The organism is Candidatus Fusobacterium pullicola, from assembly GCA_018883725.1.
GTDB lineage: Bacteria > Fusobacteriota > Fusobacteriia > Fusobacteriales > Fusobacteriaceae > Fusobacterium_A > Fusobacterium_A pullicola.
Genome location: JAHLFN010000016.1, coordinates 1 through 22,478, shown reverse-complemented (window position 1 = coordinate 22,478; position 22,478 = coordinate 1). Strand labels below are relative to the sequence as shown.

23 protein-coding genes, 1 tRNA gene and 2 rRNA genes are annotated in these 22,478 nt (G+C 31.8%); 1 reads left to right on the top strand and 25 read right to left on the bottom strand.

The features are described from left to right. Nucleotides 1-29: 29 nt before the first annotated feature. From IAA47_01615 to lepB, 19 genes are all read right to left on the bottom strand, one after another. The gene (locus tag IAA47_01615) at nt 30-455 is read right to left on the bottom strand and encodes a hypothetical protein (protein MBU3841691.1); all 426 of its coding nucleotides are present in this window, start codon (nt 453-455) and stop codon (nt 30-32) included. Between the two features lie 67 nt (nt 456-522). Beyond that, nucleotides 523-3,939 (bottom strand): DNA polymerase III subunit alpha, encoded by a 3,417-nt coding sequence (locus IAA47_01610; protein ID MBU3841690.1) that lies wholly within the window; start codon nt 3,937-3,939, stop codon nt 523-525. 53 nt (nt 3,940-3,992) lie between these two features. Continuing rightward, on the bottom strand, nt 3,993-5,351 hold the full coding sequence (locus IAA47_01605; protein MBU3841689.1) for an MATE family efflux transporter: 1,359 nt from the start codon (nt 5,349-5,351) through the stop codon (nt 3,993-3,995). A 98-nt stretch (nt 5,352-5,449) separates the two neighbouring features. After that, on the bottom strand, nt 5,450-5,854 hold the full coding sequence (gene atpC, locus IAA47_01600) for an ATP synthase F1 subunit epsilon (protein MBU3841688.1): 405 nt from the start codon (nt 5,852-5,854) through the stop codon (nt 5,450-5,452). Nucleotides 5,855-5,856: 2 nt separating this feature from the next. Continuing rightward, the gene (gene atpD, locus IAA47_01595) at nt 5,857-7,257 is read right to left on the bottom strand and encodes a F0F1 ATP synthase subunit beta (protein MBU3841687.1); all 1,401 of its coding nucleotides are present in this window, start codon (nt 7,255-7,257) and stop codon (nt 5,857-5,859) included. 18 nt (nt 7,258-7,275) lie between these two features. Next, a complete protein-coding gene (gene atpG, locus IAA47_01590) occupies nt 7,276-8,127 on the bottom strand; it encodes an ATP synthase F1 subunit gamma (protein MBU3841686.1) in 852 nt (283 codons plus the stop codon). A gap of 14 nt (nt 8,128-8,141) precedes the next feature. Next, entirely contained in the window at nt 8,142-9,644 is a 1,503-nt protein-coding gene (atpA, locus tag IAA47_01585) for a F0F1 ATP synthase subunit alpha (GenBank protein ID MBU3841685.1), read from the bottom strand. Between the two features lie 31 nt (nt 9,645-9,675). Next, nucleotides 9,676-10,200 (bottom strand): ATP synthase F1 subunit delta, encoded by a 525-nt coding sequence (gene atpH, locus IAA47_01580; protein ID MBU3841684.1) that lies wholly within the window; start codon nt 10,198-10,200, stop codon nt 9,676-9,678. Continuing rightward, complete coding sequence (gene atpF, locus IAA47_01575) at nt 10,197-10,703, bottom strand: F0F1 ATP synthase subunit B (GenBank protein ID MBU3841683.1); 507 nt, start codon at nt 10,701-10,703, stop codon at nt 10,197-10,199. Before atpF ends, atpH begins: the two co-directional genes overlap by 4 nt. A 55-nt stretch (nt 10,704-10,758) precedes the next feature. After that, nucleotides 10,759-11,031, bottom strand: a complete 273-nt coding sequence (atpE, locus tag IAA47_01570) for an ATP synthase F0 subunit C (GenBank protein ID MBU3841682.1) — start codon at nt 11,029-11,031, stop codon at nt 10,759-10,761. Between the two features lie 28 nt (nt 11,032-11,059). Next, entirely contained in the window at nt 11,060-11,914 is an 855-nt protein-coding gene (gene atpB, locus IAA47_01565; protein ID MBU3841681.1) for a F0F1 ATP synthase subunit A, read from the bottom strand. 23 nt (nt 11,915-11,937) lie between these two features. Then, entirely contained in the window at nt 11,938-12,315 is a 378-nt protein-coding gene (locus tag IAA47_01560; protein MBU3841680.1) for an ATP synthase subunit I, read from the bottom strand. Between the two features lie 9 nt (nt 12,316-12,324). Beyond that, nucleotides 12,325-12,543 (bottom strand): AtpZ/AtpI family protein, encoded by a 219-nt coding sequence (locus IAA47_01555; GenBank protein ID MBU3841679.1) that lies wholly within the window; start codon nt 12,541-12,543, stop codon nt 12,325-12,327. 100 nt (nt 12,544-12,643) lie between these two features. Beyond that, on the bottom strand, nt 12,644-13,354 hold the full coding sequence (locus IAA47_01550; GenBank protein MBU3841678.1) for a class I SAM-dependent methyltransferase: 711 nt from the start codon (nt 13,352-13,354) through the stop codon (nt 12,644-12,646). Nucleotides 13,355-13,369: 15 nt separating this feature from the next. Beyond that, nucleotides 13,370-14,725: a phosphoglucosamine mutase gene (locus IAA47_01545; GenBank protein MBU3841677.1), complete on the bottom strand. Its 1,356-nt coding sequence runs from the start codon at nt 14,723-14,725 to the stop codon at nt 13,370-13,372. After that, nucleotides 14,722-15,237 (bottom strand): Gx transporter family protein, encoded by a 516-nt coding sequence (locus IAA47_01540; GenBank protein ID MBU3841676.1) that lies wholly within the window; start codon nt 15,235-15,237, stop codon nt 14,722-14,724. The genes IAA47_01545 and IAA47_01540 overlap by 4 nt, the downstream gene beginning before the upstream one ends. Next, a complete protein-coding gene (locus tag IAA47_01535) occupies nt 15,237-16,670 on the bottom strand; it encodes an adenylosuccinate lyase (protein ID MBU3841675.1) in 1,434 nt (477 codons plus the stop codon). The genes IAA47_01540 and IAA47_01535 overlap by 1 nt, the downstream gene beginning before the upstream one ends. 66 nt (nt 16,671-16,736) lie before the next feature. Then, nucleotides 16,737-17,153, bottom strand: a complete 417-nt coding sequence (gene rimI / locus IAA47_01530; GenBank protein ID MBU3841674.1) for a ribosomal protein S18-alanine N-acetyltransferase — start codon at nt 17,151-17,153, stop codon at nt 16,737-16,739. Nucleotides 17,154-17,164: 11 nt separating this feature from the next. Beyond that, nucleotides 17,165-18,103 carry a signal peptidase I gene (lepB, locus tag IAA47_01525; GenBank protein ID MBU3841673.1) on the bottom strand — a complete coding sequence of 313 codons (939 nt, stop codon included), beginning with the start codon at nt 18,101-18,103 and terminating at the stop codon, nt 17,165-17,167. A gap of 197 nt (nt 18,104-18,300) precedes the next feature. On the opposite strand from lepB, the gene IAA47_01520 reads away from it, so the two are divergent. Then, nucleotides 18,301-18,495, top strand: a complete 195-nt coding sequence (locus IAA47_01520) for a hypothetical protein (GenBank protein MBU3841672.1) — start codon at nt 18,301-18,303, stop codon at nt 18,493-18,495. A 60-nt stretch (nt 18,496-18,555) separates the two neighbouring features. On the opposite strand, the gene IAA47_01515 is transcribed toward IAA47_01520, so the two are convergent. The 6 genes from IAA47_01515 to IAA47_01490 form a co-directional block, all read right to left on the bottom strand. Next, the gene (locus IAA47_01515; GenBank protein MBU3841671.1) at nt 18,556-20,106 is read right to left on the bottom strand and encodes a YfcC family protein; all 1,551 of its coding nucleotides are present in this window, start codon (nt 20,104-20,106) and stop codon (nt 18,556-18,558) included. A gap of 21 nt (nt 20,107-20,127) precedes the next feature. Beyond that, nucleotides 20,128-21,471, bottom strand: coding sequence for a Sapep family Mn(2+)-dependent dipeptidase (locus tag IAA47_01510; GenBank protein ID MBU3841670.1), 1,344 nt, complete (start codon nt 21,469-21,471; stop codon nt 20,128-20,130). A gap of 104 nt (nt 21,472-21,575) precedes the next feature. After that, nucleotides 21,576-21,926 carry a 50S ribosomal protein L19 gene (gene rplS, locus IAA47_01505; protein ID MBU3841669.1) on the bottom strand — a complete coding sequence of 117 codons (351 nt, stop codon included), beginning with the start codon at nt 21,924-21,926 and terminating at the stop codon, nt 21,576-21,578. Nucleotides 21,927-22,052: 126 nt separating this feature from the next. Next, a tRNA-Asn gene (locus IAA47_01500) sits at nt 22,053-22,128 on the bottom strand. 13 nt (nt 22,129-22,141) lie between these two features. Further along, nucleotides 22,142-22,258, bottom strand: a 5S ribosomal RNA gene (gene rrf / locus IAA47_01495). Between the two features lie 43 nt (nt 22,259-22,301). After that, nucleotides 22,302-22,478 (bottom strand): 23S ribosomal RNA (locus IAA47_01490); the annotation flags it as partial.

Sequence of the window (22,478 nt, the reverse complement as noted above, 5' to 3'; positions counted from 1 at the left end):
ATTTTCCTCCTGATAATCCAAGAATTTGATTATGAAATCTTTACTTTTATTAATGGTCTTCCATAATCTACTGGCTTACCATTTTCTATATATATCTCTTCTATTTTTCCTGAAAACTTAGCAACTACTGGTAAAGCTACTCCTACAGCTATTACACTTCCTAGCTCTTGTCCAGCCTTTATCTCTTGTCCTACTTCTATTATTGGAGTTCCATCTTTTTTTACATAAGTATATCTTCCTATATGCTCTGAAACTACATCTTTACAATTTGCTACTTCCTTCTTTTTTTCCTCTTTTACAGCTTCAGCTTTCTTTGGAGCTACTTGTTTTTTCTCTGGTTGTAACGAACCTTTTATGTTTATTTTTATTTCAGATGTTTCATATGATATCTCAGTCAAGTTTTTTTCTTGAAGAATTTTCATTAACTCTTCAATAGTATTTATATCACCTTTCATAAATTCCTCCTTATTTTTTATATATTTTACCACTAACTAAGCTATATTTCAATAAAAATTACATACGTTATTTTATAGTTATCCTCTCTTCTCCCATCAGTTGAGTTATCTCTTCTAAGAAAAGTCTATCCGGATTCACACTATATCTACTCTTTTTAATCTCTTTATGATTGCTATCCTTTATAGCAAAGAAAACTGGTACATCTCCGACTGAATTTGCTAAAATCTCTTTTAACCTACTAAATTTCTCTCTATCCTCTTCAACCATTAATATATACAGTTTTAAGTTTCTCTCTCTCACTATATCATCTAAAAATTTTATCTTTCTAACAATTAATTTTTTATTCTCTTCTCCCTTAAAATAATCGACTTGTAAACTTCCCTCTATATATACAGGTTTTCCTTCTAAAAGCATATGAGAGCTACTTTCATAATCTCTTGGGAATAGTACACAAGATATCTTATCGAAGTAATCTTCTAATTCAAAAACTCCCATTATTTGTCCAGAATTTTTTGTTACTATTTTTTTCACATCTCTTAGTATACCATAAGTTTTAAAAATTTGTGTAGTTTTTTCCTCTTTTATCTCATTTATTGTTGAAAGTCTAAATATTTTTATCATTTTTCTGTAATTATCTAGTGGATGAGCACTAAAATAGAAACCTAAATACTCCTTCTCTTTTGCTAATAACTCATCTAAAGAGTATTCATTTACTTGAGGTAGAGTAAAAACTCCCAATGATGATTTTGCTTCTCCAAAAAGATTCATCTGTTGAATATCATCTTCTTTTATCTTTCTATTAGCATAGTCTATTATCTTATCTACAGACTCAAATTTTTGTCTTCTATTTCCAGGAAGTCCATCTAAAGCACCAGATAATATTAAAGACTCTAGAGCTTTTTTATTCAGTCCATATTTTTTAGTTCTCACTACAAAATCTTCTAGATTTTTATACTCCCCATTCTCATTATACTCTTCCAATATTTTTTCAGCTACTCCCTCTCCTACATTTTTTATAGCTGCTAGAGAAAAGATTATTCCATCCTTATCTACAATAAATTTAGATGTAGCCCTATTTACATCTGGAAGATGTAATTTTAAATTATGTATCTTTGCATCCTCTACATAGTAAGCTATATCCTCTATATGAGCCATCTCTGATGTCATAAGAGCAGCATAGTAATGTTTCATATAGTGAGCTTTAAAATATGCTGTCCAGTAAGCTATCAAAGCATAGGCAGCTGAATGAGATTTATTAAATCCATAACCAGCAAATTTATCTATTAATTCAAACATCTCAAAAGCTTTCTCTTCACTGTATCCATTAGCTATTGAACGAGTAATAAATTTTTCTCTATTCTCTTCCATTATTTGAATATTTTTCTTTCCCATAGCTCTTCTAAGCAGATCTGCTTCTCCTAATGAATATCCAGCCATTATATTAGCTATCTTCATTACTTGCTCTTGATAAAGTATTACTCCATATGTTTCCTTAAGAGTCTCCTCTAATGATGGGTGTGGATATCTTATCTCAGTAATACCATTTTTTCCATTTATAAAGTCATCTACCATTCCAGAGCCAAGAGGTCCCGGTCTATACAAAGCTAATAGGGCGATTATATCTTCAAATTTATCAGGTTTTAATTTTACTAATATTTTTCTAATTCCTATTGATTCCATTTGGAAAACACCAGAGGTATCTCCTCTTGAAAGTAATTCATAAACCTTTTTAGAATTTAGTGGAATATCTTCTAATTTTATCTCTATACCTAAATCCTCTTTTATATAATCAATTGTTCTTTGAAGGTTAGTTAAATTTCTAAGTCCTAAAAAATCCATTTTTAGAAGCCCTAACTCTTCTAGCTCTTTCATCTGATACTGTGTAGATACAACTTTATTTTTTGTATCACAATAGAGTGGTACTACATCTGTAAGAGGATCCTTTGTTATAACTATTCCTGCTGCATGGACAGAAGCGTGTCTTACCTTATTCTCTATTTTTGAGGAAATATCTATCACTCTCTGTATCTCTCTATCCTCAAGATACTGTTTCCTAAACTCATCAACACTCTCTAGAGCTTGCTTTATATTTACATTAAAAGGAATGAGCTTAGCCACTGCATCTATCTTTGAAAGTGGAGTATTTAAAACTCTACCTACATCCCGAATTGCAGCTCTTGCCTTCAATGTTCCAAAGGTAATAATCTGAGCTACCTTATCAGCTCCATACTTCTCTATAACATAGTCTATTACCTCTTGTCTTCTTTCTTGACATATATCTATATCTATATCTGGCATTGATATTCTCTCTGGATTCAAAAATCTTTCAAAGATAAGATTATATTTTAATGGATCTAACTGTGTTATCCCCAGTGCATAGGCTATCAAACTTCCTGCTGCAGATCCTCTCCCTGGTCCAATAGGAATATTCTTTCTTCTAGCAAAATCTATAAAATCCCACACTACTACGAAATAACCAGCATATCCCATTTTTTCAATTATCCCTAATTCATACTCCACTCTTTCCACTATACTTTGAGTAAGTCCATGAGGATATCTCTTAGATAAGCCAAAATATACTAACTTTCTTAAAAAAGCCTCTATAGTTTTTACACAACTTGGTATCTTATACTCTGGAAATTTGAAATGACCAAACTCTATATCCACATTACATCTTTCAGCTATAACTGTTGTATTATCTATTGCCTCTAAGTACTTTTCACCTAGTTGTTCCAATATCTGCTCTCTACTCTTTAAAAATAGCTCCTCAGTCTCTATTCTCATTCTTTTTTCATCAGAGAGCTTTGCCCCTGTTTGAACACATATTAAAATATCTTGCAGTGTGTGCTCTCCTTCATTTACATAGTGAGTATCATTAGTAGCTACTAAATTTAAATTATTTCTCTTTGCTATATCATACAATTTTTCATTTAGTTCAAATTGCTCCTTTATACCATTAGCTTGTACCTCTATATAAAAATTTTCTCTTCCAAAAATATCTATATACTCAGCTACTGCACTATCTATCTCACTTTCACTTTCCATATCCATAACTCTTCTAGAGATCTCTCCCTGCATACAAGCTGACAGAGCTATTAGCCCTTTACTATGCTCTTTTAGATAAGTTTTATCTACTCTTGGTTTATAATAAAAACCTCTTATAAAACTTTCTGAGCTTATCTTTAAAAGATTTCTATAACCTATATCATCACTAGCTAAAAGAATTAGATGAAAGTTTCTTCCCTCTCTATCTTCCATTCCCTTTTCACATACATATGCTTCCATTCCTATAATTGGCTTAATTCCTTTTTTTCTCGCCTTTTTATAAAACTCCAAAGCTCCAAAAAGATTTCCATGATCTGTTATAGCTATAGCTTGCATTCCTAGCTCTTTAGCCCTCTCTAAATAATCATCTATCTTTCCAACTCCATCAAGGAGGCTATACTCAGTATGTAAATGTAGATGTACAAAGTTTTTTTTCATATTTCCCTCCTTTTCAAACTCCTTTTTCTCTTAACTTTTCATACTTTATCCTATTAATTATCACTACTATTTAACAATTTCTTTATTGTAAAAAGCATAACTATATAGCATGCAGCTCCACCTATAAAGTTTGAAATTGGCTCTGCTAAAAATACTCCCTTTATTCCTAAATCTGCTACATATGGCAAAAATAGAGTTAATGGAACAACAACTATTATCTTTCTAAACAGCGAGAAAAATACAGCTTGTTTTGATTGCCCCAAAGCTACAAAAATTGATTGACCTGCAACTTGGAATGCCATCATAAAAAATCCAAAATAATATATATTCATAGCTGGAATACCTTTTACAATAAGCTCCATATCTGAACTAAAAACCTTTATAAAGCTTCCTGGATATAGGAAAACTATAATCCAAGCTAATAACATATAAATTACTGTTACCACTGTAACAAATATTATCCCTTTTTTTATTCTATCATATTTTTTAGCTCCATAATTATAACCTAAAACTGGTTGAGCTCCTGTTGTTACACCATGTATAGGTAGTATTATCACATCTCTTATTGAACTCAACACAGTCATTATCCCTACATAGATATCTCCACCATGCCCTTTTAATGTTGCATTGCATACGATCTGTACAGCTCCATTTGTAGCTGACATTACAAAACCTGCAAGTCCTAATCCTGTTATACTCTTTATAAGCTCTCCTTCTAATCTCATATTTTTTTTAGTTAATTTTAAAATGGTCTTTTCTCCTAGTAAAAATTTCATTACCCATATTGCTGATAACAGTTGAGAAAGAATTGTAGCTATTGCAGCCCCTGATATTCCTAGTTTCAAATAAAAGATAAAAATTGGATCAAGAATAATATTTACTATTGCTCCTAATAATATTGTCATCATTCCTATTTTTCCAAACCCTTGAGAATTAATAAATCCATTCATTCCTGTTCCTAACATTACAAAAGGAGTCCCCAATAAATATATTTTTAGATACTCCTTAGCATAAGGATAAGTAGTATCACTAGCTCCAAACATATATAGAAGTGGCTTCATAAATACATATGAAGCTAACATCAATACAAAGCTACTTACCAATAATAGAAAAAAAGTATTCCCCATTATTGTCTCTGCTCTCTCCATATCATTTTTTCCTCTAGCTATTGAACATAGAGGTGCCCCTCCCATTCCAAACAAATTGGTAAAAGCTGAAATAATTGTTATAATTGGAAATGTTAATCCCAATCCTGTTAAAGCTAATGATGACCCAGCTTCTAAGTGTCCAATATATATTCTATCAACTATATTATATAAAACTTGTACCATTTGAGCTATTGTCATAGGTATAGCAAGTGACATTATATGTCTGTAAATACTTCCTTGTGAAAAATCATTCCTATTTTCCAATTTATATCTCCCCCCTATATTCCTAATTCAATCTTTATTATACTCTATTTTTAGTAGAAAATAAATAAAAAAAGCAGCCCTATAGGCTGCTCTAGTAACTATAATAATTTTTCTGCAACTTGTACTTTCATCAATGCTTTGTGTAGATTTTGTTGAGTTAGCATGATATCTTTATCCTCTTGCATCTTAGCAAGTTTTGCTTTTAACTCTTCTACTTCTTTTCTAGCTCTTTCAACATCTAGTTGATCAGCAGGTATAGCTTCAGAAGCTATAATAGTTACTACATTGTTAGAGATTTCTAATAATCCTTCTGAAACAAAGTATTTATCCTCTTTTCCATTAAATCTTATTTTCATCTCTCCTGTACTAAGTCCAGCTATAAATGGAGAGTGGTTTGGTAGTATTCCCATATCTCCCTCTGTTGTTCTTACAAGTACAAATTCAGCTTCTTGCTCAAGAACTTTTTCCTCATAAGTTACAACTTTTATTTTAAATGTAGCCATAACTATTCATCCCCTTTCATAAGGTCTCTCGCCTTTGCTACTGCCTCCTCTATTGTTCCTACATATAGGAAAGCTTGTTCAGGGATATTGTCATGTTTACCTTCTAATATCTCTTTAAATCCTCTGATTGTCTCTTTTACTGGAACATATTTTCCTTCCATTCCTGTAAATTGCTCAGCAACTGAGAATGGTTGAGAGAAGAATCTTTGAATTTTTCTTGCTCTTGATACAGTTAATTTATCTTCGTCAGATAACTCGTCCATACCTAGGATAGCAATGATATCTTGAAGTTCTTTATATCTTTGTAATACTTCTTGTACTTCTCTGGCAACATTATAGTGCTCATTTCCAACTATATCAGCAGATAAAGCTTTAGATGTTGAATCTAATGGGTCAACTGCTGGATAGATTCCTAGAGATGCTATTTGTCTAGATAAAACTGTTGTAGCATCTAAGTGTGAGAATGTTGTTGCTGGTGCTGGGTCAGTTAAGTCATCCGCTGGTACGTATACAGCTTGAACTGATGTAATTGATCCAGATTTTGTAGATGTGATTCTTTCTTGTAAAGCTCCCATCTCTGTAGCAAGGTTTGGTTGATATCCAACCGCAGAAGGCATTCTTCCTAATAGAGCTGATACCTCAGATCCAGCTTGTGTAAATCTGAATATGTTATCTATGAATAGTAGAACGTCTTGTCCCTCTTTATCTCTGAAGTTCTCTGCTACAGTTAATCCTGTTAGAGCAACTCTAAGTCTTGCTCCAGGTGGCTCGTTCATTTGTCCATAAACTAGAGATGTTTTAGATAAAACTCCTGATTCAGTCATTTCATCATAAAGGTCTCTTCCTTCTCTTGTTCTTTCTCCTACTCCAGCAAATACTGAAAGTCCTCCATGTCCCTTAGCAATGTTATTGATAAGCTCCATGATTAAAACTGTTTTTCCTACTCCAGCTCCTCCGAATAGACCGATTTTTCCCCCTTTAATATATGGTGCTAAAAGGTCAATTACTTTGATTCCTGTTTCGAATATTTCAGTTTCTGTTTCTTGCTCCTCAAAACTTGGAGCATCTCTATGTATTGGTAAGTACTCATCTGTTTCAACTGGTCCGTTGTCATCAACTGGTTGTCCTAAAACGTTTAAGATTCTTCCTAATACTGCTTTTCCTACTGGAACTTTTATAGGTGCTCCAGTATCTATTACTTCCATACCTCTTTGTAGTCCGTCAGTAGAATCCATTGCTACCGCTCTTATTACATTATTACCTAAATGTTGTTGTACTTCTAGTACAAGCTCTTTATCATCAACCTTTACTTTTAAGGCATTGTATATATTAGGCAATTTATCTTTAAAAGCAACGTCTACAACGGCACTAATAATCTGAGTTATAGTTCCTTTGTTTTCCACCCTATTGCCTCCTAATCATTAATTTAAAGCTGCAGCTCCACCAACGATCTCTGTGATCTCTTGTGTGATTGCTGCTTGTCTTTCTCTATTATACTTCAAGTTAAGCATTGTTATCATCTCTTCTGCGTTTTCAGTAGCACTCTTCATTGAGTTCTTTCTAGCTGAATGTTCACTTGCAGCATTATTTAATAATGCTTGATAAAGCTCAACATTTAAATATTTAGGAAGAAGTGCAGATAATATTGATTCTGCATCTGGTTCAAAAATATATGAAGTATTTTCTTTAGCCTCTACTCTTTCTATTGGAATAAGTTTTTTAACTGTTAAGTCACTTCTAAGAGCTGACACAAATTTATTGTATATTACATATACCTCATCAAAGATGTGTTCATAGTAATACTCTACAATATTTTCACTGATCTCTTGAGCTTTTTTACCCATAGTTTCAGGAACAAGCTGTACATAGCTTGCTTTTAGGTCATAATTTCTCTTAGTACAGTAATCTCTTGCTTTCTTTCCGATAGCAATTACTGAAACCTCTTTTCCACTATTCTCTTTTCTAATTTTTTCTAACTCTTTTAGTGTTGCATGGTTAAAACTTCCACAAAGTCCTGTATCAGAAGTCATAACTATTACACCTATCTTCTTAACTTTATCTCTTCCATCAAAAAGAGGGTGCTTTTCACTTTTTACACCAGATGCTATATTTGAAAGTATAGTTTGAATACTCTCTGCAAATGGTCTTGATTTTACAACTAGAGCTGAAAATCTTTTAAATTTTGTAGTGGAAACAATTTCCATGGCTTTAGTAATTTGGTGAGTAGACTGAACACTTTTTATTCTATTTTTTATCTCTTTAGCTCCAGCCATGTTCTCACCTCTTTCTAGTTAAAATTCTTTTTAAATGCGTTTATAGCATCTCCTAATTTTGCTTCAAGCTCTTTATCTAAAGCCTTCTTAGTTTTTATTTCATCAAGAATTGTAGTTGTATTTCTTAATTCTACCATTAATTCTGATTCAAATCTTCTTACTTTTTCTAATTCAACAGAATCTAAGTATCCATTGATTAAAGCAAAGAAAGAAACAACTTGCTCTTCTACTGAATAAGGTTTGTATTGTGCTTGCTTTAATACTTCCATTATTCTGTGTCCTCTTTCTAGTTGAGCTTTTGTAGCTTTATCTAGATCAGAACCGAATTGAGCAAATGTTAATAACTCGTTGTATTGTGCTAATTCAAGTTTTACTTTAGCAGCAACTTGTTTCATAGCTTTTATTTGAGCAGATCCCCCAACCCTTGAAACTGATATTCCGGCATTGATAGCTGGTCTGAATCCTGAGTTGAATAATTGTGAATCTAGGAATATTTGTCCATCTGTAATTGAAATTACGTTTGTAGGGATATATGCTGATACGTCCCCTGCTTGTGTTTCAATTATAGGAAGAGCTGTTATTGATCCTCCACCTAATTTATCAGATAGTTTCGCTGCTCTTTCAAGTAATCTTGAGTGTAGATAGAATACGTCTCCTGGGTAAGCTTCTCTTCCAGGTGGTCTCTTAAGTAATAGAGACATCTCTCTATAAGCTACCGCATGTTTAGAAAGATCATCATATATTATTAATACATGCTCTCCCTTATCCATGAAGTACTCTCCCATAGCTACTCCTGAGTATGGTGCCATATATTGTAATGGTGCAGCTTCAGACGCTGTAGCAGCAACGATAGTAGTGTACTCCATAGCTCCTGCATCTTCTAGCTTTTTATATATTTGTGCTACAGTTGATCTTTTTTGTCCAATAGCAACATAGATACATTTTACCCCTGTTCCTTTTTGGTTGATAATAGCATCAATAGCTATAGCTGTTTTTCCTGTTTGTCTGTCTCCGATGATTAATTCCCTTTGTCCTCTTCCAATAGGTACCATTCCATCTATTGATTTAATACCTGTTTGTAGTGGTTCAGATACAGGTTTTCTAGAGATAATTCCTGACGCTTTTCTCTCTATCTCCATGTATTTTTCAGGTTTTATTTCACCTTTTCCATCAATTGGTTCTCCAAGGGCATTAACTACTCTTCCTAACATAGCTTCCCCTGCAGGAACTGAAACAACTCTTCCAGTAGCTTTAACTTCATCTCCTTCTTTAATTAGAGAGAAGTCTCCTAGAATAACGGCTCCAACGTTATCCTCTTCTAGGTTTAGTGCCATTCCCATTACTCCGTGTGGGAACTCAAGAAGCTCTCCTGACATTGCACTGCTAAGTCCATATATTCTAGCAATACCGTCTCCAACTTCTAATACTGAACCTGAAGTTTTTATATCTAGACTTTTTTTGTAGTTTTCTATCTCATTTTTGATTATGCTGCTAATCTCTTCTGGTCTAATGTTCAACTGATTTACACCTCCTGTTTACAAGTCGTAATTACTTTTTCTTTATATTTTCTAGCTCTTTACGTATAGAACCATCTATAACAGTATCACCTATTCTAATGATACCTCCTCCTAATATAGCTCTATCAATATTTATAGCCAGTTTAACTTTTTTACCAGTTTTCTTTTCTAAGTTTGCTATTAACTTAGATTTTTGAGCCTCAGATGGCTCTACAGCAAAAGTAGCTTCAACATCTAATATTTGATTTCTCTCATAATAGATTTTTAAATACTCAGCTGTTATATTTCTGATATTTTCAATTCTTTTTTTATCAAGGATATAGTATATAATATTAACAATATCCTCTCCAGAATTTTTAAATATCTCATTTAAAACCTTTTTTTTCTCATCTAACTCAATAAGTGGATGAGTTATAAAAGTTTTAAATTCATTATTATTTTCATAAAGCTCCATTAATTGATTTAAAGCTCCATATATCTCTTTTATTTTGTTAGTAGAAACTGCGATTTCATAGATAGCTTCAGCATATCTTTTTCCTACTTGGTTAGCTATCATCTTTCTTCCCCTACCTCTTCTATAAACTCATCTATTAAGGTAGACTCGATTTTTGAATTTATCTTTTCATTGATTAACTTCTCAGCTAATTGAACAGCAAGAACTTTAACTTCCTCTTGTACCATAGCTTTAGCATCTGATTTTATTTTAAGAGCTTCCATTTCTGCAGTTTTTATTATTTTATCTCTTTGGCTTTTAGCCTCAGTGATAATACTTTCTTTTCTTTCATCTGCTTTTTTCTCAGCATTTTTTAAGATTTCATTTGCTTCAATTTTAGCTTTTCTTACTATATCTTCAGATTCCTTTTGAAGTTTCATAGCTGCTTTTTTATTCTCTTCAGCTTCTCTTAAATCGCTAGTTATTTTCTCTTTTCTACTTTCTAACATTTTACCTATAGGTTTTTTGAAATACTTGTTAAATATAAATACAAGTATAAAAAAGTTTATTATCTGCCAGAACATATTAATATCTACTGATACTACTGGCATTACTGTTGTCGCCAAATTTTCTACCTCCTTTCCAGATAATAATCAGTTAATTTTTTTACTGATTAAAGGATTATCCTAATATTCCGATGAAAGGATTTGCATACATTAATATTAATGCCACAACTAGTGCATAGATACCTGTTGATTCTGCTACTGCTTGTCCTAAGATCATTGTAGAGATGATGTTTCCTTTTGCTTCTGGTTGTCTAGCTACTGCCTCAACTGCTTTACCAGCTGCATATCCTTCTCCTATTCCTGGTCCTAATCCAGCTATCATTGCTAATCCTACTGCTAGTGCTGATGCTGCTAATACTATTGTTTTTGCTAATAACATTTGTTCCATTTTTTACCTCCTAAATTTTTAAAAAACTTTATTCTTCGACATATTCACGGTCTCCTAATCCACCTTGAATATATACCATACTTAACATTACGAAAACGAAACTTTGTACCAATCCTGCAAATAGATCAAAATATAGATGTAATGGTGCAGGTATTGCTGCTGGAGCTCCCATATATAGAAGTCCCATTATTACTCCTCCAGCAAATCCATTTCCGAAAAGTCTGACAGAAATGTTTACTGGTTTTGCAAATTCTCCAACTATGTTTAATGGTAACATTATTGGAGTTGGTGATAACCACTCTTTAAAATATCCAATTACTCCATGTGTTCTCATTCCTGCACTAACAAAAGCTATTGTTGTTAATAGTGCTAATCCAACAGTTGTATTTAAATCTGCTGTTGGAGTTTTAAATGCTGGGGCAAATGTAATATGTCCTTCATTTATTGAATACCAAGGTATTGGGAAAAATCCTATGATATTTGCTGTAAAAATGAATAAAAATAATGGTCCTATATATGAAAAATATTTCTTTTTCCAAGAACCTAACATTTGCTCTATTATTCCATCTAAAAATCCATATATACACTCTAGTATTAACTGTAGCTTCCCAGGAATTAACTCCATTTTTCTTGTACCTAGTTTAAATAGTATAAACATAAATAGGATTAAAAACCATGTAGTTACTACTGTAATTGTAATGGGTAATCCATATGTTTCATGACCAGGTAACTTATGAAGAAATTGTGGTATTGGTAAAAGAAAAACTACTCTTGGCCCTTCTACCAAAGGGGGTGTTTCAAAATTTATAAAGCTCAGCCTTCTTATCAATACTCCAATTGCTACTATAATGGCTATAGGAATAATTGTTTTCAACTTTTTCATTGCCTTTACCCTCCTTTCCTTTTTTATCTTAGGTGTTTATCCCTAATTTTCAAAATTTTATCAGAAAGAGCTATTAATAAAATATTTCCCTTTACATTTAATAGCCCTAATCCCGAACTTATAATCATTGATAGCCCAAAAAATTTCGCTATCACTCCTAAGTATATAATATATATTGCATATCTTTGTAAGTAACCTATAATGCCTCTTTTATACGATCCATCTCCGCTAGCAACTATTTTTTTTACATCCATACAAATTAAGTAGAAAGCCAATAATGAAACAATAGCTCCGCTAAACATTCCTATATATATCTCTTTAACTTGAAATACTAATCCATATGTTAATATTGCTATCGCTGTTATTATAGAATGTTTAAAAACCTTTTTTATCTCTTCCACTAAATCACCTTATTTTTTCATTATTGCTCTATAAGAATTATAAAAACCACTAATAACTCCTATTATAATCAAAACTATAAACAAGAGAGTGCTCTTAAATAAGTATTTCTCTATTAACTTATAAATTCCTACATATAAGAGTATATTTCCTACCATTAAGAAACCTAAATATCCTAATAAAGATATTGCATGTAGAACATCTTTCGTGATCCAAGCGATATATTTCATATACTCTCCTCTCTACTGTATAATTTTATAATATAAAACAGAAATAGTCAAACTTATTATAATTTTTTTACTATAATTATTTATTATAATCCTATAGCTTTTATTTTTTCTTCAATAAATACACAGTTCTTCTTCCAGCAATTTTGTCATTTATCACTTTTTTAGTTATTTTTAATCCAGAAATTTCACTACATTTTTCTATCTCAGCATCTGTAAAAATCTTTTTAGAATATGATTCTGTAAGCTTATCCCAACTTCCACGAGAGTTTTTTAGGAAATATGTAGCATCTATATAATCAATTCCATCTTCTATCTCATGCTCCCATATACAAGTAATATCTTTTCTATTATCCACAAAAAGACCTCCTGGAAACATTGTATCCATGAACTCTCTATCTACAATATCAAATATATATACTCCCTCATCGTTCAAAGAGTTTGCTACACTTCGTAAGTGACTCTCTAGCTCCTCTACTGAAACCATATGATTTACAGTATCAAATAGTGACACCATAATATCATATTTATAACCAGTATTAAATTCAACCATATCCCCTAAAAATAACTTAACCTCTCTATGCTTTAACTTTCTTTGAGCTATTTTTAACATCTCTTCAGATAGATCCATTCCATCACACTGATAGTTTTTAGTCATTCTTAGAAGTAACTCTCCAGTTCCACACCCAATATCTAAAAGAGTTTTTCCTTTAGGTTGCCCCTCTTTAATCAATTCCTCTACCTGCTTCTCCCAAGCTCCATAGTCTGAAAACTCCATAAATTTATCATATAATTTTGAGAAAACTTTATACATCTATCTCTCCTTAAATTAAGCTAATTCTCTTTTTACAACTTCAGCTATCTCATTTACAACTCTCTCTACCATCTCCATCTCTTTCCCCTCTACCATTACTCTTACTAATGGTTCAGTTCCAGATGTTCTTACAAGTACTCTTCCAAGCCCTTCCATCTCTTGCTCTTTTTGAGCTATAAAATCAGTTATATTCTTATTTTGATTCCAGATATTTTTTTTACTATTGTCTACAACTACATTCACTAATTTTTGTGGCCAATCTTTTATATCTCCAACCATCTCATCTAAATATTTTTTCTCATCTCTTAAGGCTTCAACTAGCTTTAATGATGTTAGAACTCCATCCCCAGTTGTTGCATATTGTAGTAATATAATGTGCCCAGATTGTTCTCCACCAATAGCAACATCATGTTCAATCATTTTTTCAAGTACATATCTGTCACCTACATTAGCTCTCAATAGCTCTATTCCATTCTCCTTTAAATAGTTTTCAAATCCCATATTACTCATTACAGTTGTAACAACTTTATTTCCTTTTAGCTCCCCTCTTCTTTTCATTCCCATAGCAAGAGTAGCTATTATTTTATCTCCATCTATTATATTTCCAAATCTATCTACTGCAATAAGTCTATCTGCATCTCCATCATAAGCAAGTCCTAAATCTGCTTCATATCCTATAACTACTTTTGTAAGTATCTCTGGGTGAGTAGATCCACATTTTACATTTATATTTGTTCCATTTGGAGCATCATTTATAAGAACTACCTCTGCTCCTAGTGCTAAAAATACATCTTTAGCTATTCTATAAGCTGAACCATTAGCTGTATCAACAACTATTTTCATTCCTGAAAAATCTCCATTTACAGCTGATAACAAATGATCTCTGTATGAATAATATTCATCTTCTGCATACTTAAATTTTCCAACTTTATCTCCAGCCACTGGATTTATAAGTATAGTTGGATCATCCATAAGTCTTTCAATCTCTAATTCCACTTCATCTGGTAATTTATACCCATTTCCTGCAAAAACCTTTAATCCATTATCTTTTGCAGGATTGTGTGAAGCTGATATCATTATCCCAGCTGCTGCCTTCTTTTCCTTTGTTAAATATGCTACTGCTGGAGTTGATATTACTCCTACAAAATCCACATGTACTCCCATAGAAGTTAAGCCTGCAAGTAGTGCTGATCTTAACATATATCCAGATATTCTTGTATCACACCCCATAATAACCTTTATCTTTTTCTTGTTAGGATTCTCTCTTCTCAAATAATATCCAAGTGCATACCCTAATCTAAGTGCTATATCCACAGTTAACTCTCTATTTGCTTCTCCTCTTATTCCATCCGTTCCAAAGTATTTTCTCATTCTATTCTGCTCCTTCTTAAATTTAACTTTTCTCCTATAAATCCAGTAATAATACCTGCCCCTACTCCAATAATTAAAAAAATCCACACAAACCCCATAATAGATTTTGAATATAAAGAAACATTTCTAAACATAAGAAAATATACTACTATGAGTTGAAATAGATTGTGTAGAAAAGCTGATAATGAACTAATTGCTATCAACGAAAGATATTTTCTAAATCTGTATAGCCCAATCATAAATATAGTTGTTAAAACTCCTGCAGTAAAACTTATTATAAATCCCGGAGTAAATAGTGTTCCTAACATAAGTCCTTGAATAAAAATTCTAAGTATTACCAATTCAAGGGTAAATTTAGAATCAAATTTTTCAAGGGCTATCAAAACTGCTATATTTGATAGCCCTATCTTCATCCAAGGAAATGGCTTTGGAATAAAGTTTTCTGCAAGAGAAAGATATAATGCTACTAATACAAAGGCTGTTAAATATACTTCTCTTTGCTTACTCTTCATTAAACCTTTAAAGTTGCTTTCATTCCTAATCTATTACTATATTTTTCTAATATTGGTTTAACCTCTATATTTATAAACTCCTCTGTTTGCTCTGGAGCAAATCCGATAAAGTTTTTAGGATCTAATATCTCTAATAATCTTTCTTTATCTAAATTAAAATACTTATCATTTATTATTCTTTCAATTAAATCATTATCTTTTCCTTCAACTTTTACATTTCTTCCAGCTTCCATAGAGTGAACTCTTATTCTTTCATGTAGTTCCTGTCTATCTCCACCATTTTTTACACACTCCATTATGATATACTCAGTTGACATAAATGGTAGTTCTGCCATAATTCTTTTTTCTATCATCTTAGGATAAACTACTAATCCATCTAATACATTTTTCCAAATTATTAATATAGCATCTACTGCTAAGAAAGCTTGAGGTAAAGATAATCTCTTATTAGCAGAATCATCTAATGTTCTTTCAAACCATTGAGTTGATGCAGTCATAGCTGTACTTTGTTGTAAAGCTATTACAAATTTTGCTAATGATGATATTCTTTCACTTCTCATTGGATTTCTTTTGTATGCCATAGCTGATGACCCTATTTGACTTTTTTCAAATGGTTCCTCTATCTCTTTTAAATGTTGAAGAAGTCTTAAATCATTTGTAAACTTATGAGCTGATTGAGCTATATTAGCAAGTAAATTCATAACTTCAGAGTCAACCTTTCTATCATAAGTTTGACCTGTTACTAAGAATCTCTTATCAAATCCCATTTTCTCAGTTATTCTTCTATCTAACTCTTTTACTTTTTCAAAATCTCCATTAAATAACTCTTGGAAACTTGCTTGTGTTCCTGTTGTTCCCTTAACTCCTCTAAATCTTAAAGTTTTTTCTCTAAACTCTAACTCCTCTAAATCTAATAATAAGCTTTGTAACCATAAAGTAGCTCTCTTTCCAACAGTTGTAAGCTGAGCTGCTTGGAAGTGTGTAAATCCTAAAGTTGGTAAATCTTTATTTTCCATTGCAAACTTTGACATCTCTGCAATTACATTAACTAATTTAGTCTTTATAATATCTAGACCATCTTTTATTTGAATAAGATCAGTATTATCTCCTACATAAGCACTTGTTGCCCCTAAGTGGATAATTGGCATAGCTTTTGGTGCTTGTGTTCCAAATGTATGTACATGTGCCATTACATCATGTCTAAACTCTGCTTCTTTTTTTGCTGCTAATTCATAATCAATGTTATAAATATTAGCTTTCATTTCCTCTATCTGCTCATCAGTAATATTCAATCCAAGTTCCTTTTCTGCTTCAGCTAAAGCTACCCAAAGCTTTCTCCATGTAGAAAACTTTTTATCTGGAGAAAAATTTTCCAACATCTCCTTTGAACTATATCTTTCTGCTAGAGGGTTTGAATAAATATTTGTTTCCATCTTTTACCATCCTTTTTATTATGTTAGTTATTTTATAGTCTTTTTGTGATTTAAATATGTATATTTCTAAATATTTCTCATCATTATAATAGCTGCTTCACCAGTATCTGGATAATAGTTTTTTCTCTTTCCTATCTCCTGAAAACCACAATTTTTATAGAACTCTCTGGCACTATTGCTCTCTCTTACTTCTAAAAATATATCTTTTTTTAATTTTAGTAACTCTTCAATAAGAAGTTTTGCTACTCCTTGTTTTCTATATTCAGGTAGTGTACCTATCTTCATAATCTCTAATGATTCACTATTATCAAATATTATCAAGTATCCTATTAATATCTCATTATCAACCACTCCCAATACTTGATATTTCTCTTTATCTGCTACCATATCTTCTATTTGTTTAAATGTATAGGCACTATTTGGGAAGCATCTTTTTTCCAATTCTTCTAAAATTTTTGCTTCTATATTATTAACTATTTTCATATCTACTCCAATTATTTTAAAAGTGATATTCTATTTAAAGGCCAAAATCTTACAAAAGCTTTTCCCTTTATTCTACTCTCTTTTACAAATCCCCACATTCTTGAGTCATAACTACCATTAGTATTATCTCCTAATGCTAAGTAATAATCTTCATCTGCTACTACTGTAACTTTTTCACCAGCAAATATTTTTTTCACAGCATTAGAATCATGTATTATATCTAAAACCATTCCAGTTTTTACTCCATTTACTCTAAACTCTAAATCTGGCAGTATTTGAGCCACTGCTCCTGGATTAGCTACCAATTGTTTTTGAACCTCAGCCACATCTATTGGTTGCCCAGCTTTACTCCACACATATTCACCATAGTTAGCCCCTGGGATAACTTCGATAACATCACCTTTTTTAGGTACTATCCAGTAACCATCTTCTCCTAGTTGTCCTAAACTTGAGTACTCTCTTATATCTAATTTTTGATCATTAATATACAGATGATTATCCTTTAGAGCAACCTTTTCTCCAGGTAATCCCATTACCCTCTTAGTATATAATACCTTATTTTGAATTGGTTCCTTAAATACTATTATCTCATTTCTTTCTGGTTTTCTAAATTTATAGACAACCATATTCCCAAAAAGTCTATCCTTTGGCATTATTGTAGGTTCCATTGAACCAGTTGGAACTAAAAAGTTTCCTAAATATATTTTTTGTATAATTAAAACTAAAATTAAAGCTGTTCCTATACTCTCTACAAAAGCTATTGTCTTCTTTAAAGCTACCCCTGAACTTTTTCCTTCCCATCCTAACTTTGAAACCAGTCTATCTGAAAATTTATCTCTATGTTCTTTTATCCATGCCCCTATTTTTTTCTCTTTAATAAATAAAATTATAAATATAATTGTAACAATAGTATAAAAAATTCCATTTAATATCAATTTACTTTTTTCCATATTTCACTCCATAATTCCTTAAATAATATATATTCTATCACACTTTTGAAAATTTTTACATTAAAATTTCCTCCTTTCATAGAAAACTTATTTTTTAGACTTAATTTCACTACAAAATGTTTTAAAATTTATTTAGTTGACATTTCTTTATTATAGAATTAAAATTTATCATATTAAATAAAGAGGTTAAAGAGGTAATGATTATGATAAAAAAATATAAAGATGAACTTGAGAAAATTTTAAACGGTTGTAGTATTTGTAAAGCTAAATTATGTAAAAGCTGTCCAAATGGGAGAAGAAAAAGATATTTAAAAAATGAAATAGAAAAAGTATATCCTAAACAAAAAAATTTTTTTGATAAAATAAAGGAGAAATTTTTCAATAAAAAATAGTAACTATCCAGTCACCGCAAAGATTCTAAATAGTTACTATTAAATACTTTTATTAGTTTATTAAATTAACCCTACAAATTGTGAGGCTGATATTATTAAACATCCTATTACTAACATTGGTAGAAAAACCTTTAATGTGAACTTTAAATATCTATCATATGGTACATGGAATAACTCTAAAGTTCCCATTGTACTAGCTCCCGGATATATTCCACACATAAAGTTTATTCCTACTGTAAAAGCTGAAATTAACATTACTTGTCCACCAGTAGCTCCTATATCACTACCTTGGAATAGTGCCATAGTTACAGCACCAAGTATTGGCATTGTAATCCCTGCAACTCCACTTGTTGATTGTAAGAAGAAACCTATACCTACATAAGCTGCTACTGTTGCTATAGAGAAAGCCCATGCTGGTATTCCTTGAAGTGCTGTCTGAATCCAATAAACAAATGTTACAGACATTCCAGAAGTCTTACTTCCCATAAGTACAGATATTCCATTTGCTACTGAAAGAACTAAAATTACACCTAATAAATCTTTAGCACCATTTGCAAACTCCTTTACAAATTCCTCCTCTGGCATTTTATTAATAACTCCTATTAAAATAGACCCTAGTAAGAAAACAAAAGCAAATTCTCCAAAATACCAATCTCCAAATGGAGTAAAATGTTTAAGTCCACTTAAATTTCCTAATACAGGTATTGAAGCAATAAAGTTTATTGGAGCATTTATAACATCTTGAAGTGTTTTTCCTCCATCTAACTCTACTACATACCAAGGCATATATCCTAAAATTAATAGAACAATTATTCCTACCAATACCATAATTGACCAAAATCTTTTCTTTGTAAGTTCTGGTAATTCATGTCCCTCTTCATTAACTCTTGTATTTACTTCTATATCTGCCACTACTGATTTTGCCTTATCATTTTTTACACTATTAGCATACTTTATAACATAAATCACTCCAACTAGATACATAGCTATAAAGATTACCATTCTTAAAATCATTCCACTTCCTAATGAAAGCTCTGGATTACCAATAGCTCCAATAGCTGCTCCTACTGAGAATGGATTTACTACACTGGCCATATTTCCAACAGTAGCTCCTATAAATAGAACAGCTAATCCTGTCATAACATCATACCCAGCTAGTACAAATAATGGAACAATAACTATTGAGAAAGCTGGTATCTCCTCCCAAAATCCAAAAACACTTCCAAATACAGCAAATACAAACATTAAAATTACAATAAGAGAAGTTCCAGTATATCTTTTTAATAATCCTCCTATTCCTGCATCTAATGCTCCTACCGAATTTATTAATCCTAAAAACGCTCCTGCCATCAATATTGCAATACTTACTGGTCCAGCATTTTGAAATCCTGTTATTGGAGCCATTATAACATCCCAAAGTCCTGCTGGCTGTGCTCCAGCACCTCTGATAACTTCTCCATTAGCTCCAAAAACTGCATTATATATTACTTCTTGTGTACCACTATCATTTGTTATAACTACAGATTGAGGTACTATCCACGTCAACGCAGCAGTAACTAATAGAAATATAAAAACTATAGTGTATGCACTTAACATTTTCTTTTTATTCATAATTATTTCTCCATTTATATATTATTTATTAAATTTTTCAAAAGCTTTCATATATATTTTCATAGCTTTTTTCATATCATCTAGTATAATATACTCATTTGGTTGATGCTCAGTCTTAGGACTTCCTGGTAATACACAACCAAAAGCTACACAGTTATTCATGGCTCTAGCATAAGTAGCTCCTCCACTTGCAACAGGTTGAGATTCCATATCCCCTGTTATCTCTTGATAAGCACTCATAAGAGTAGTAATTAATTCTGAATCTAATGGTACATATATTGATTTTAAATAATCGTGTTGAGCATATTCAAATCCATACTCTTTTGCTTTTTTAGTAAGTACTTCTACTATTTTCTCTTTATCATATGTCACTGGAATTCTCATATCAATTCCTAATATCTCATTTTCCTCTGTAAACTCAATCTTTCCTACATTAAACTTTAATTCTCCTGAGTGCTCATCCTTTACTACTCCAAAAATAGGTTCAGCAAAGTCATAACCTATTAAATTCTCAGTTATAAATCTTCCTGATTTACTCTCTTTTCCTAGTTTTGTTAAAGCATACATATATCTATTTATAGCGTTTATTCCAGTTTCAGCAACTTGTGCATGAACACTTTTTCCAACTATTTCAATCTTTCCATCTTTTTCCTTAAATTCATAGTTTAGTTCTTTTAACATCTCTACTAACTCATCACTCTTTGGAACTATCATATTTGATGGAACAGAATTCATTGCATCTCCGCCTTTAAATACTAATCCACTCTCATTTTTAGCTATAAGTTTACATTGTAATAGTCCCTTTTCCGAATAAATAAGTGGAAATTTAGAATCAGGAGTAAATCCTATTGTCGGCATCTCCTCTTTTTCAACATATTTTGGCATATCTCTCCATAAATTTTCCTCATCTGTACCAAATATAAATCTCACTCTATATTTTAGTTCAAACCCACAATCTAATAGCGTTTTTAATGCATATATAGCTGCTAAAGTAGGTCCTTTATCATCTTGTGCCCCTCTTCCATAGTATTTTCCATCTTTAACTACTGGTTTAAATGGATCATTCTCCCATTTACTCAGATCTCCTGGAGGAACTACATCAAGATGTCCCAATACTCCAACTAATTTATCTCCATTTCCTATCTCAGCATATCCATAATATCCTTGTGGATCAATATAAGTTCTAAATCCTAACTCTTTACAGATAGTTATCATTTCTTCTAATGCTTTTTGAATATTTTCACCAAATGGATATTTGCTATTATCCTCTTGTAAATAGCTAGGTATCGATATAACTCTATCCAAATCTTTTAAAAATTTAGGAAAGTTTCCTTCTAGTTTGTCATAATAAATTTTGTCGTTCATTTTATCCTCCCTTTAATCTTATTTATAGCTTTATTTTATAATACTCCATTTTTTTAGCAAGTAAAAAGAAAAAGAGATGGTTAAAAATCCCATCTCCCAATAAATTATTTTCTGATTTCTTTGATTCTAGCTTTTTTACCAGAAAGTCCTCTTAAGTAGTAAAGCTTAGATCTTCTTACTCTTCCAACTTTTAATACTTCGATTTTGTCGATCATTGGAGAGTTTACAGGAATAATTCTTTCTACTCCTACACCAGCAGTTACTTTTCTAATTGTGAAAGTTTTTGCAATTCCTCCACCATTTACTCTGATAACTACTCCTTCGAATAATTGAACTCTTTCTTTGTTTCCTTCTACAACTTTGTAGTATACTGCGATAGTATCTCCAGCTTTGAATTCAGGAATGTCGTTTCTTAAGTAGCTTTGCTCTACTAATTGAATTAATTTTTCTTTCATTTATTCTCCTCCTATAGATATTCATTTAATTTTTATTGCTATTAAAGCGGAATATCAAATTAACTGAGATATTATATCATAATTTGATATTTATGTCAACTTAAATAACTTCCAAAAAATAAAAAATGGCGCTTCCTAATGGACTCGAACCATTGACACTGCGGTTAACAGCCGCATGCTCTACCGACTGAGCTAAGGAAGCACTCTTATTGAGAGCTTGGCAAGTTCCTATCCTCCCAGGAGGCTTCCCTCCAAGTACTTTCAGCGTTTACGGGCTTAACTTCCAGGTTCGGAATGTATCTGGGTGTACCCCCATAGCTATTCTCACCAAGCTATATCTATTTGCATAGACATTCAAAACTATATAGTAAATTCAAGGTTAAAACTTCGACTTATTAGTATTGGTCAGCTAAAGGCCTCGCAGCCCTTACACCCCCAACCTATCAACCTCCTAGGCTCGAAGGAGTCTTAAAGAATACTTATCTTGAAGTCAGTTTCCCGCTTAGATGCTTTCAGCGGTTATCTGTTCCAAACGTGACTACCCAGCTGTGC

Excerpts from the sequence above, each read along its gene's own strand:
- IAA47_01555 (MBU3841679.1), bottom strand. The coding sequence starts at position 12,543 with ATGAAATATATCGCTTGGATCACGAAAGATGTTCTACATGCAATATCT.
- IAA47_01540 (MBU3841676.1), bottom strand. The coding sequence starts at position 15,237 with ATGAAGAGTAAGCAAAGAGAAGTATATTTAACAGCCTTTGTATTAGTA.
- IAA47_01515 (MBU3841671.1), bottom strand. The coding sequence starts at position 20,106 with ATGAATAAAAAGAAAATGTTAAGTGCATACACTATAGTTTTTATATTT.
- atpG (MBU3841686.1), bottom strand. The coding sequence starts at position 8,127 with ATGGCTGGAGCTAAAGAGATAAAAAATAGAATAAAAAGTGTTCAGTCT.
- IAA47_01550 (MBU3841678.1), bottom strand. The coding sequence starts at position 13,354 with ATGTATAAAGTTTTCTCAAAATTATATGATAAATTTATGGAGTTTTCA.
- lepB (MBU3841673.1), bottom strand. The coding sequence starts at position 18,103 with ATGGAAAAAAGTAAATTGATATTAAATGGAATTTTTTATACTATTGTT.
- atpC (MBU3841688.1), bottom strand. The coding sequence starts at position 5,854 with ATGGCTACATTTAAAATAAAAGTTGTAACTTATGAGGAAAAAGTTCTT.
- IAA47_01535 (MBU3841675.1), bottom strand. The coding sequence starts at position 16,670 with ATGGAAACAAATATTTATTCAAACCCTCTAGCAGAAAGATATAGTTCA.
- atpE (MBU3841682.1), bottom strand. The coding sequence starts at position 11,031 with ATGGAACAAATGTTATTAGCAAAAACAATAGTATTAGCAGCATCAGCA.
- rimI (MBU3841674.1), bottom strand. The coding sequence starts at position 17,153 with ATGAAAATAGTTAATAATATAGAAGCAAAAATTTTAGAAGAATTGGAA.
- IAA47_01615 (MBU3841691.1), bottom strand. The coding sequence starts at position 455 with ATGAAAGGTGATATAAATACTATTGAAGAGTTAATGAAAATTCTTCAA.
- atpB (MBU3841681.1), bottom strand. The coding sequence starts at position 11,914 with ATGAAAAAGTTGAAAACAATTATTCCTATAGCCATTATAGTAGCAATT.
- IAA47_01510 (MBU3841670.1), bottom strand. The coding sequence starts at position 21,471 with ATGAACGACAAAATTTATTATGACAAACTAGAAGGAAACTTTCCTAAA.
- rplS (MBU3841669.1), bottom strand. The coding sequence starts at position 21,926 with ATGAAAGAAAAATTAATTCAATTAGTAGAGCAAAGCTACTTAAGAAAC.
- atpH (MBU3841684.1), bottom strand. The coding sequence starts at position 10,200 with ATGATAGCTAACCAAGTAGGAAAAAGATATGCTGAAGCTATCTATGAA.
- IAA47_01520 (MBU3841672.1), top strand. The coding sequence starts at position 18,301 with ATGATTATGATAAAAAAATATAAAGATGAACTTGAGAAAATTTTAAAC.
- IAA47_01610 (MBU3841690.1), bottom strand. The coding sequence starts at position 3,939 with ATGAAAAAAAACTTTGTACATCTACATTTACATACTGAGTATAGCCTC.
- IAA47_01545 (MBU3841677.1), bottom strand. The coding sequence starts at position 14,725 with ATGAGAAAATACTTTGGAACGGATGGAATAAGAGGAGAAGCAAATAGA.